The organism is Burkholderia sp. KCJ3K979 (assembly GCF_016759955.1).
In the GTDB taxonomy this organism is placed as follows: domain Bacteria; phylum Pseudomonadota; class Gammaproteobacteria; order Burkholderiales; family Burkholderiaceae; genus Burkholderia; species Burkholderia orbicola.
In genome coordinates this window covers 25,128-35,930 of sequence record NZ_JACFYV010000056.1, presented here as the reverse complement: position 1 = coordinate 35,930, position 10,803 = coordinate 25,128, and the positions used below count along the sequence as shown (strand labels likewise).

The following is a 10,803-nucleotide window of genomic DNA, read 5'->3' as shown; positions in this document are numbered from 1 at the left end:
GCGACTTTACGTCGGATTTATGACGGCCGTGAAGCTGTTTTAATCCTTTTGCGCCTGACATGCCAATTTTAAAAGGACTGCTTTCCGATGCCGAGTGCTGCGCTGCGGCAGACCGTCGCGAAACGTGGGGTAAAAATTGAGGTGGATCAAGGTTATGCGGAAGGGCACCGCAAATGGCGTAATACCCGATGAATCAGGTCAATTAATCGGCGAAGAAACGGAGCGTGAAGCGCGTTGAAAAGCGGGGGAAAAGCAGCGGAAAAACGGACGAAAAAAAACCGCTGCCGGGCAGGCAGCGGTTTTCGATGAAGCGCTCTAAATCGCCGGGATTTACGCGTATTCGGCGAGGGCCGTGCGCATCTTCTTCATCGCGCTCGCTTCGATCTGGCGGATGCGTTCCGCCGACACACCGAACTCGGCGGCGAGATCGTGCAGCGTCGAGCCGCCCGAGCCATCGTCGTCGACGTGCAGCCAGCGCGCCTCGATGATGCGGCGGCTGCGCGCGTCGAGCGCGTCGAGCGCCTGCGCGATGCCGTCCGTCTGCAGCATGTCGCGTTGACGTGCGGCCAGCACGGCGGTCGGCTCGTTGTGCGAGTCGGCCAGGTAGGCGATCGGCGCGTACGACTCCTCGCCGTCTTCCACCTGGCCTTCGAGCGCGATGTCGCCGCCCGACAGGCGCGTTTCCATCTCGGTGACTTCCTCGCGCTTGACGTTGAGCTCCTGCGCGAGGCCGTCGATTTCCTCGGGCGTCATCGCCTGCATGCTCTTCTTGTGGCTGCGCAGGTTGAAGAACAGCTTGCGCTGCGCCTTCGTGGTCGCGACCTTCACCATGCGCCAGTTGCGCAGGATGTACTCGTGGATCTCGGCCTTGATCCAGTGAATCGCATACGACACCAGGCGCACGTTTTGCGCCGGGTCGAACCGCTTCACGGCTTTCATCAGGCCGATGTTGCCTTCCTGGATCAGGTCGCCGTGCGGCAGGCCGTAGCCGAGATAGTTGCGCGCGATCGACACGACGAGACGCAGGTGCGACAGCACGAGGCGGCGCGCCGCGTCGAGGTTGTTGTCCTCGCGGAATTCGGTTGCGTAGCGGCGTTCCTCTTCGGCGGTCAGCAGCGGAATGCGATTGACGGCCTGGATGTACGCGTCGATGTTGCCGAGCTGGCCGGGCAACATCGATTGGGCTGCGAGCGCCAGCGAGCCTGCCGATTCGGCCTTGGCCGGCGTCGGGCTCAGCGTGTTCGGGAGGGTCAGGGCGTGGCTCACTAAAAAACTCCTTTGGAATCAGGGACAAGCCCCCGGTCTCGAATGAGATTCCGTGGGTCATCTTAGCACTCCCGCAATACGAGTGCTAATTCCTTAGAGCGGGCGGGGGCATCGGAGTTCCCCGTTTTTCTATCGAACCGGTTGAGTCGATAGTCTATTCTGCGACAGGGGCGGGGCCACGAAGTTCCGTAACCCGTTGTTTCTGATGGGAATCAGTAGACGATTTCGATTTTTGTCGTTTTGGAAGCAAACAATTTCGCTTCGTGATGCCGATCCGAAAAGTCCTTTACCATACCATTCAGTTCGCTCGGGCCCGGCCGTTGCGGCAGGCTCCATTCAACCCACAAAGTTGGAGTGTCAGATGAACAATAAGAAGAATCGCCGGCCCGGCAGCCGGCTGGTGCTGCATGCGATGCTGGCAGCGTCTCTTCTGGGCGGATCCGCTGCGGCTTTCGCGGATCGATGGGGGATCCAGGCGGGCGGCGGGTTTTCGGATCGTCGCGGGATCGACAAGGCCGATATGGGCGTGGTGTGGGACCCGGGCTGGAACTGGTGGGAAATCGGCGGCTGGCACTTCGCGTTCGTCGTCGAAGGGCACGCCGGCTACTGGCACACGGGCGGCAACGTCCATGGCAACATCGGCGAGTTCGGCGTCACGCCGATGTTCCGTTTCATCAAGAGCAGCGGGCAGATTCGCCCGTTCATCGAGGCGGGCGGCGGCGTCCGGCTTCTGACGCACCCGACGATCTCGGACAATTTCTCGCTGTCGACGGCGTTCCAGTTCGCGCCGACGGGCGGCGTGGGCGTGCAGTTCGGCCAACGGCAACAGTATCAGGTCGGCTACCGGTTCGAACATGTGTCTAACGCGGGTATCAAAGAGCCGAATCCTGGTATAAATTTCCACCAGTTCTACCTGCAGTACAACTTCTGATCCGTACGCCCGTGCAAGGCGGGCGCGTTGCCGAGGAGTCAGGCGATGGCGAAGGTGGTCGATGCGATCCGCGCGCTCGAGCGCGACCGGTTCCGGGCGATGGTGGACGGCGACGGGGAGGCGCTCGCCGCGCTGCTGTCGGACAAGGTGTTTTTCGTCCACACCAACGGCAAGCGCGAAACCAAGCAGCAGTTCATCGACGCCATCGTCGCCGGCCGCCGCCGCTATCGCCAGATCGAAATCCAGTCGCAGGACGTGCTGCCGGTCGGCGACGAGACCTGCGTCGTCACCGGCCGCGCGTTGATCGAGATGGAAACGAACAACGGCGGCCTCGTCTTCCCGATTGCCTATACGTCCGTCCACACGCACGACCAGGGCCGCTGGTGCCTGTTCGCGTGGCAGGCGACGCGGTGCGCGACCGAGACGTGAGCGCGGGTGCCGCGCCTTTTCATGTCCCGACCGAAGCGGCCTTCTGAGCCGCTTTTTGCTGCCTCGTGCGGCGCGGATCGCGCGGCGCACGGGCGGTCACGCACCGCTCGCTGACCTTTCAACCCTGCATCGAAGCCCGGCGCTCAGGCCGCCGCGCGTCGATCGGCGCAGTGCCATGCCGAGCGGTTGATCGCGCTGACGACCGCATCGAGTGCCGCGCTCGCCGCATCGGCGTGCACGCCGACCCCGTGCCGCAGCGGCGCGTCGCCGACCCGGCAGCCGACCGATACCGCGATCCGGCCGTCCGCGGTGCGCGTGTGTTCGCACGACGCGACGTCGATCGCGGCGCCGGCGGCCGCCGCGAATGCCGCGGCGAAACGTCGCACGGCGTCGTCGGGCGTCGCGTCGGCGGCGGGCGCCACCGCGATCTCGCGGTTTTGCCAGCGCGCGCCGCCGCCGTGGCGTGCGGCCGGGCCGTCGGTCTCGAAGAATTCGCGGGAGAACAGCGCGCAGATCGCGTCGCCCGTCACTTCCTCGCCCGACGCGTCGGCGAGCGTCTGCACCGCATGGCTGAATTCGATCTGGACGCGGCGCGTCGGCGTGAAGCCCATCCCGCGTTCGAGCAGGAACGTCGCGCCGCCCTTGCCGGACTGGCTGTTCACGCGGATCACCGCGTCATAGCTGCGGCCGAGGTCGGCCGGGTCGATCGGCAGGTACGGGACCTCCCAGATCGCCTCGGGGCGCTGCTGCGCGAAACCCTTGCGGATCGCATCCTGGTGCGAGCCCGAGAACGCGGTGAACACGAGGTCGCCCGCGTACGGGTGGCGCGGATGCACGGGAATCTGGTTGCAGCGCTCCACGACGCGGCGCACGGCGTCGATGTCGGAGAAATCGAGGCCCGGGTCGATGCCTTGCGTGTAGAGGTTCAACGCGAGCGTGACGAGATCGACGTTGCCGGTGCGCTCGCCGTTGCCGAACAGGCAGCCCTCGATGCGGTCGGCGCCCGCGAGCAGCGCGAGTTCGGCCGCCGCGACCGCGGTGCCGCGATCGTTGTGCGGATGCACGGACAGCACGATGCTGTCGCGATACGCGAGGTTGCGGTCCATCCATTCGATCTGGTCGGCGAACACGTTCGGGGTCGCGGCCTCGACGGTGGCCGGCAGGTTGACGATCATCTTGTGGTCGCGGGTCGGGCGCCACGTCTGCGCGACCGCGTCGCAGATCTCGCGCGCGAACGTCAGCTCGGTCATGCTGAAGGTTTCCGGCGAGTACTGGAAGGTCCAGCGGGTATCGGGGCGCGCGGCCGCGTGTGCCTTGATGATGCGCGTGCCGTCGATCGCGAGCGCCTTTACGTCGTTCTTCGACATCCCGAACACGATGCGGCGGAACGACGGGCACACCGCGTTGTACAGGTGCACGATCGCGCGCGGCACGCCTTCGAGCGCATCGAAGGTGCGGGCGATCAGGTCTTCGCGAGACTGCACGAGCACCTCGATCGTCACGTCGTCGGGAATCCGCTTGTCGTCGATCAGCTTGCGCACGAAATCGAAGTCGGTTTGCGACGCCGACGGAAAACCGACTTCGATCTCCTTGAACCCGATGGCGACCAGCATTTCGAAGAACTCGAGCTTCTGCTCGATGCTCATCGGCTCGATCAGCGACTGGTTGCCGTCGCGCAGGTCGGTGCTCATCCACACGGGCGCACGCTCGATGGTGCGGGCCGGCCAGCGGCGGCCATTGAGGCGGACGGGCTCGAACGGACGGTATTTGTCTTGCGGATTGCGCATCATCTTCTGGACCTCGGGTCTCAAGTCGCGAGCGAAGACGGGCGGCATGGGCGACGGTTGGCGCTGCCTCGCACCCGGCGCGCGATGGCGCCACGGATGCAGATGATCTTCGCGAATCGGCCGACGGATGGACGGACGAATGCTGACGACTTCGGGTTGTAAAAACTGCGAGAGGGGTACTGCGAGGAACTGCTGGGAGGACCGTGCGGACAGCACACGGCGCTACGACAGCCTTAGGCTAGTCGTAGCGATAGCGGCCGCGCTAGGCGGCCGGAGGTAATTCGGAGGGGGTTCGGAAAGGAACGCATGACGGTCACTCTATGCCAGGATGCGCCCGCGTGTCAAATGTCGGGATAAAGGGGCAGGTCGTCGTCGCGCCGTCAGCGCGCGATGCGGGCGATCTGCACGATCGTCGCGACCTGCCGCGCCACGGTGTCGGGCACCGGCACCTCGCCGCGCAGCACGGCGTCCGTCCACGCGGCCGTGGTCGCCGCATCGCGCGACTCGGGCAGCGCGACCGGTGGCGCGTCGGTCGACGAACGCTCGGCGTCGATCAGCGTGTCGCACACGCCGTCGTGCAGCCAGTCGACCTGCACCTGGCGCCGCGTGTCGGCCACCGCTTCGCCTTCGGTGCCGCGCGCGAGCAGCGCGCCGCCGAGCGCGGCGTCCGGATGATCGCGGAACAACTGCGCGAGGCTGTCGCGGTACGGCGGATGCGTGTAGTTGACGAGCCGCAGCCCGGCCGGCGCGAACGGTTGCAGGATCTTCACGAGCGTATGCGTGGAGTTGCGTACGCCCAGCACGCCGCGCATCGACAGCAGGCGCGCGATGCGCGGCGCCAGCACGTCGATCGGCGCGAACGCGACGCGACGTTCGGCGAGCGTATCCTCGATCGCGTCGTGCGACGTCGACGGCGCGAGCGACAGCGCCGAGAAGATCTCGGCGCTCGTCACGCGGCCCGGGTCTTGCTCCACCCCGTGCACCAGCACCGGCACGCCTTCGCGCGCGAGCAGCAGCGCGAGCAGCGGCACGAGGTTCGGTTGCTTGCGCGCACCGTTGTAGCTCGGGATCGACACCGGGCGGAACGCGGCGTCCTGTACGTGCACGGGCTCGAACGACGCCTGCGCGGCGGCGAGCATCGCGGCCAGCTCGTCGGCGGATTCGCCCTTCAGCCGATAGGCAATCAGGATCGCGCCGAGTTCGACGTCCGACACGCGCGCATCGAGCATCGCGCGATAGAGCGCGAACGTGTCCTCGGCGGACAGGGCGCGCGCGCCGTTCGGGCCGCGGCCGATTTCCTTGATGAAGCGGGCGCAAGGGAACGGAGCGGCGGCGGGATCGTGGGAAGCGGTCATCGGAACGTGGGGCGGCCGGCCGGCATCGGGCCGCGCGGTGAGCGGTAAGGAATGCCCCGAGTATCGCACGGGCGCGGCCGCGCATCGTGCCGCGCTACACTCTGGTTCCCGGCGGCACGCGCGCCGCTGCGCCGCGCCCATGCCGCCGCCGGCCGAATACGACCAAAGAGAGACATCCCATGAAGCTCTACAGCTATTTCCGCAGTTCCGCGTCGTACCGCGTGCGGATTGCCCTGAACCTCAAGCAGCTGCCGTTCGACTATGCTCCCGTGCACATGCTGCGCGACGGCGGCGAGCAACTGAAGGACGCGTACCGCGCGCTGAATCCGGATGCGGTCGTGCCGACGCTGATCGATGGCGACGCGACGCTGCAGCAGTCGCTCGCGATCATCGAATATCTCGACGAAACCCATCCCGAGCCCCCGTTGCTGCCGAAGCAGCCGGTCGATCGTGCCTATGTGCGGGCGGTCGCGCTGCAGATCGCCTGCGAAATCCACCCGCTCAACAACCTGCGCGTGCTGAAGTACCTGAAGCACACGCTGAAGGTGCCCGAGGACGCAAAGAACGCGTGGTACCGGCACTGGATCGAGGCGGGCTTCGACACGCTCGAGACCCGTCTCGCGAACGATCCGCGCACCGGCAAGCTGTGCTTCGGCGACACGCCGACGCTCGCCGACGTGTGCCTCGTGCCGCAGGTGTTCAACGCGAACCGCTTCTCGATCGACACGACGCGTTTCCCGACGATCCAGCGGATCGTCGACCATGCGGCGACGATCGATGCGTTCAAGGCCGCCGAGCCGGGCGTGCAGCCGGACGCGGAATGAGCGCGGAATGCGCGCCGCGGCCCGTGGCGGGCAGGATCGGGCGCGCATGAAAAAGGGCGCCCGAAGGCGCCCCGTGCGATGCGAGCCGGCGGCGTTCAGCCGAGCAGCGCGTCCGCGAATTCCACCGCGCTGAACGGCTGCAGGTCCTCGACCTTCTCGCCGACGCCGATGAAGTAGACGGGCACCGGCCGTTGCCGCGCGATCGCGGCGAGAATCCCGCCCTTCGCGGTGCCGTCGAGCTTCGTGACGATCAGGCCGGTCAGGCCCAGCGCGTCGTCGAAGGCCTTCACCTGCGTGAGCGCGTTCTGGCCGGTGTTCGCGTCGATCACCAGCAGCACCTCGTGCGGCGCGCCGTCGTGCGCCTTCGCGATCACGCGCTTCACCTTCTTCAATTCTTCCATCAGATGAAGCTGCGTCGGCAGGCGGCCAGCCGTGTCGGCCATCATCACGTCGATCTTGCGCGCCCGCGCGGCGCTGACCGCGTCGAAGATCACCGCGGCCGGATCGCCGCTTTCCTGCTGCACGACCGTCACGTTGTTGCGCTCGCCCCAGACCGCCAGCTGTTCGCGCGCGGCCGCGCGGAACGTGTCGCCGGCGGCCAGCAGCACCGACTGGTCGAAGCTCTGCAGATGCTTCGCGAGCTTGCCGATACTGGTCGTCTTGCCCGCGCCGTTCACGCCGGTGATCATCATCACGAGCGGCTGCGCGCGGCCGAGCATCAGCGATTTCTCGAGCGGCGTCAGCAGCTCGACGAGCAGGTCGTGCAGCGCATCCTTCACCTGTTGCGGATCGGTCAGCCGGCCCGCGCGCACCTTCTCGCGCAGCGCGTCGAGCAGGTATTCGGTCGCGTCGACGCCCGCGTCGGACATCAGCAGCGCGGTTTCGAGCTCCTCGTACAGATCCTCGTCGATCTTCGTGTTGACGAACACGCCGGTGATGCTCGAACCCGTCTTCGCGAGCCCCGTTTTCAGGCGCGCGAGCCACGACTTCTTCGCGGACGCGTCCTGCAGCGGCGGCGGGACGATCTCGACCGTCTCGACGACTTCGTCGCGGCCGTCGTTGGTCGGCGTGACCGTCATCACGACGGCCGGCGCGGCCGGTTGCGCGCTCGCCTGCGGCACGTCGGCCGCGGGCGGCGCGTCGAGCACGGGCGCCGCTTCGGCCGCTTCGTCCGTTTGCTGCGCGTCGGCCGATTGCGATTCCGCCGGATCGGGCTCCTGCGTTTTCTTGAATCGTTTGAAGAAACTGAACATGGTCTGACGTCGGGAAGAGGGCGGGCCGCCGCCGGGAGCGGGGCGCCGGACGGGCCGTTCTGCGTTCGCGCGGGCGCGGCGCACGGCGGCCGAAACCGTGCATTTTATCAGTGCGGCGTGGCCCTCGCGTCAGTGCGCGTCGCCGCTGTGGTAACGTGCGCCTGTTTGGCGGCGTGCCCCTGCGCGCGCCCGGTTCCTCCGTCGTCGATATCCCGTATGTCCCGTTCCTCTTCCGGCCGCCCCGCGGCCCCGTCCAGTCGCGGCAAGCCGCACACGATCCGCATCATCGGCGGCGACTGGAAACGCACGCCGCTCGCGGTGCTCGATCTCGACGGCCTGCGCCCGACCCCCGATCGCGTGCGCGAGACGCTGTTCAACTGGCTCGGCCAGGATCTCGAAGGCTGGCGCTGCCTCGACCTGTTCGCGGGCACCGGCGCGCTCGGCTTCGAAGCCGCGTCGCGCGGCGCGGCGAGCGTCGTGATGGTCGAGCGCCATCCGCGCGCCGCGCAGCAGCTGCGTGCGATCAAGGACAAGCTCGGCGCCCGTTCGGTCGAGGTTGCCGAAGCCGATGCGCTGCGGCTCGCGGCCGGGCTCACGCCGGGCGCGTTCGACGTCGTGTTCCTCGATCCGCCGTTCGACGACCTGGCCGCGCTCGAGCGCGCGATCGCGCTGTCGGCGCCGCTCGTCGCGGCGGGCGGCGCGCTCTACGTCGAAACGGGGGCGGAACTCGACCCGGCCGCGCACGACGCGCTGGCGGGCTGGCAGGTGGTGAAGCACGGCAAGGCCGGTGCGGTTCACTATCATTTGCTGCGCCGCGAAAATGATGAATAATGCGCGTTCCATACGAGGCGGCGCGCCGCAAAGGCGACGCATGCCCATCTCGGCAGCGGCGCGTGCATCGCACGGCTGCCATCCCGTTTGCGTGATGACAGGAGGAGCGACATGGTAGTCGCCGTGTATCCCGGTACGTTCGATCCGCTGACGCGCGGGCACGAAGACCTCGTGCGGCGTGCGTCGAGCATTTTTGATACGCTGGTGGTGGGCGTTGCCGACAGCCGCGCGAAAAAGCCGTTTTTCTCGCTCGAAGAACGTCTGACGATTGCGAACGAGGTGCTCGGCCATTACCCGAACGTGAAGGTGATGAGTTTCACCGGTCTCCTGAAGGATTTCGTCCGCGTCAACAATGCGCGCGTGATCGTGCGCGGGCTGCGCGCCGTGTCCGATTTCGAATACGAGTTCCAGATGGCGGGCATGAACCGCTATCTGCTGCCCGACGTCGAGACGATGTTCATGACGCCGTCCGACCAGTACCAGTTCATCTCGGGAACGATCGTGCGCGAAATCGCGCAGTTGGGCGGCGATGTCAGCAAATTCGTGTTTCCGTCCGTCGAGAAGTGGCTGACCGAGAAAGTCACCGCGATGGGAGGCCCGGCCGCGTGATGCGGCGCGGCCGGTTTCGTCGCGAAGCCGGCCGCCGGCCTGAAGAAGTGAGATCAGTATGGCTTTGATGATTACCGACGAGTGCATCAATTGCGACGTGTGCGAGCCCGAGTGCCCGAACGGCGCGATTTCGATGGGCCCGGATATCTACGTGATCGACCCGAACAAGTGCACCGAGTGCGTCGGCCATTTCGACGAACCGCAGTGCCAGCAGGTGTGTCCGGTCGAGTGCATTCCGCGCGATCCGCAGCATGACGAATCGCACGCGCAATTGATGGAGAAGTACCACGCGTTGATCGCCGTGAAGGGCGACGACGCGTCGTGATCCTGCGCTGACGCGCGCGCGCTTCGATTGAGGGGCGCGCGCGTCGCGCTTTCTTTCAGATCGGCGCCGCCCGGCGCCGGTTCTTCCGTGTCAGGCCAGCAACTCGCGCAACGCCGCGACGAGTGCATCGCATTCGGCATCGGTGCCGACGGTGATGCGCAGATGCTGGTCGATCCGCGGCAGCCGGAAGTGCCGCACGAAAATTTCCCGTTCCTTCAGCTTGGCCGCGATCGCGCCCGCATCGTGCGCGGGATGGCGCGCGAACACGAAATTCGCGGCCGACGGCACGATCTCGAAGCCGAGTGCGTCGAGCGCATGCGTGAGCCGCGCCCGGCTGTCGATCACGCGTCGGCAGGTGGCGTTGAAATAGTCGGTGTCTTCGTACGCGGCCTGAGCGGCAACCTGTGCGAGCCGGTCGAGCGGGTACGAGTTGAAGCTGTCCTTCACGCGGTTCAGCGCGTCGATCAGCGCCACGTCGCCGAACGCGAAGCCGACACGCATGCCCGCGAGCGAGCGCGCCTTCGACGTCGTATGCACGACGAGCAGGTTCGGATGACGGTCGATCAGCGTAATGGCCGACTGCGCGCCGAAATCGACGTACGCTTCGTCGATCACGACCACCGACGACGGATTCGCGGCCGCGATCCGCTCGACGTCAGCAAGCGGCAGCGCGCGCCCGGTCGGCGCATTCGGGTTCGGAAACAGCACGCCGCCGACGTCGTCGAGATAGTCGTCGACGCGGATCGAGAAATCGTCCGCGAGCGGCACGACCGTGGTGTCGACGCCGTACAGGCGCGCGTAGGTCGGGTAGAAGCTGTACGTGATGTCGGGAAAGCGCAGCGGCCGGTCGTGCTTGAGCAGCGCCTGGAACGCGTGCGCGAGCACCTCGTCGGAGCCGTTGCCGACGAACACCTGTTCGGGCTGGATGCGGTGATGGGCCGCGACCGTCTCGCGCAGTGCGCGCGCGACCGGGTCCGGATAGCGGCGCAGCGTGTCGCCGGTCTCGCCGAGTTCGCGTGCGATTGCCGCGACGACACGCGGCGACGGCGGATAGGGATTCTCGTTGGTGTTCAGCTTGACGGGGTGCGCGAGCGCGGGCTGTTCGCCCGGCACGTAAGGCACGAGTTGCTGAACGACGTCGCTCCAGTAACGGCTCACCGCTTGGCTCCTGTCGGGCAAAGCGTCCAGATTAC

The 10,803-nt window shown here is 66.7% G+C and carries 11 protein-coding genes; 6 read left to right on the top strand and 5 right to left on the bottom strand.

Annotated features, from left to right (window positions below; translation table 11 throughout):
* Window positions 1–330: 330 nt before the first annotated feature.
* Entirely contained in the window at window positions 331–1,266 is a 936-nt protein-coding gene (rpoH, locus tag H3O04_RS15045) for an RNA polymerase sigma factor RpoH (protein ID WP_006477765.1), read from the bottom strand.
* Between the two features lie 361 nt (window positions 1,267–1,627).
* Between rpoH and pagL the strand changes: the two genes are divergently transcribed.
* Both pagL and H3O04_RS15035 read left to right on the top strand, forming a co-directional pair.
* Window positions 1,628–2,197 carry a lipid A 3-O-deacylase PagL gene (pagL, locus tag H3O04_RS15040; protein WP_202587965.1) on the top strand — a complete coding sequence of 190 codons (570 nt, stop codon included), beginning with the start codon at window positions 1,628–1,630 and terminating at the stop codon, window positions 2,195–2,197.
* Between the two features lie 45 nt (window positions 2,198–2,242).
* Entirely contained in the window at window positions 2,243–2,626 is a 384-nt protein-coding gene (locus H3O04_RS15035; RefSeq protein WP_006477767.1) for a nuclear transport factor 2 family protein, read from the top strand.
* A 143-nt stretch (window positions 2,627–2,769) separates the two neighbouring features.
* Here the strand turns inward: H3O04_RS15035 and leuA are convergent, their stop codons facing one another.
* Window positions 2,770–4,416 carry a 2-isopropylmalate synthase gene (leuA, locus tag H3O04_RS15030; protein WP_202587964.1) on the bottom strand — a complete coding sequence of 549 codons (1,647 nt, stop codon included), beginning with the start codon at window positions 4,414–4,416 and terminating at the stop codon, window positions 2,770–2,772.
* 377 nt (window positions 4,417–4,793) lie between these two features.
* A complete protein-coding gene (gene ybiB / locus H3O04_RS15025; protein WP_011546254.1) occupies window positions 4,794–5,768 on the bottom strand; it encodes a DNA-binding protein YbiB in 975 nt (324 codons plus the stop codon).
* A 179-nt stretch (window positions 5,769–5,947) separates the two neighbouring features.
* On the opposite strand from ybiB, the gene maiA reads away from it, so the two are divergent.
* The gene (maiA, locus tag H3O04_RS15020) at window positions 5,948–6,592 is read left to right on the top strand and encodes a maleylacetoacetate isomerase (protein ID WP_034174396.1); all 645 of its coding nucleotides are present in this window, start codon (window positions 5,948–5,950) and stop codon (window positions 6,590–6,592) included.
* A 95-nt stretch (window positions 6,593–6,687) separates the two neighbouring features.
* Here the strand turns inward: maiA and ftsY are convergent, their stop codons facing one another.
* Window positions 6,688–7,845, bottom strand: coding sequence for a signal recognition particle-docking protein FtsY (ftsY, locus tag H3O04_RS15015; protein ID WP_124477317.1), 1,158 nt, complete (start codon window positions 7,843–7,845; stop codon window positions 6,688–6,690).
* Between the two features lie 216 nt (window positions 7,846–8,061).
* On the opposite strand from ftsY, the gene rsmD reads away from it, so the two are divergent.
* The 3 genes from rsmD (at window position 8,062) to H3O04_RS15000 (ending at window position 9,610) form a co-directional block, all read left to right on the top strand.
* Window positions 8,062–8,676, top strand: a complete 615-nt coding sequence (gene rsmD / locus H3O04_RS15010) for a 16S rRNA (guanine(966)-N(2))-methyltransferase RsmD (RefSeq protein ID WP_012329248.1) — start codon at window positions 8,062–8,064, stop codon at window positions 8,674–8,676.
* A 111-nt stretch (window positions 8,677–8,787) separates the two neighbouring features.
* Window positions 8,788–9,285 carry a pantetheine-phosphate adenylyltransferase gene (gene coaD / locus H3O04_RS15005; protein ID WP_006477773.1) on the top strand — a complete coding sequence of 166 codons (498 nt, stop codon included), beginning with the start codon at window positions 8,788–8,790 and terminating at the stop codon, window positions 9,283–9,285.
* 58 nt (window positions 9,286–9,343) lie between these two features.
* Complete coding sequence (locus H3O04_RS15000) at window positions 9,344–9,610, top strand: YfhL family 4Fe-4S dicluster ferredoxin (RefSeq protein WP_006477774.1); 267 nt, start codon at window positions 9,344–9,346, stop codon at window positions 9,608–9,610.
* 90 nt (window positions 9,611–9,700) lie between these two features.
* Here H3O04_RS15000 and hisC read toward each other — a convergent pair whose 3' ends face one another.
* On the bottom strand, window positions 9,701–10,768 hold the full coding sequence (hisC, locus tag H3O04_RS14995; protein WP_185921004.1) for a histidinol-phosphate transaminase: 1,068 nt from the start codon (window positions 10,766–10,768) through the stop codon (window positions 9,701–9,703).
* Window positions 10,769–10,803: the final 35 nt, after the last annotated feature.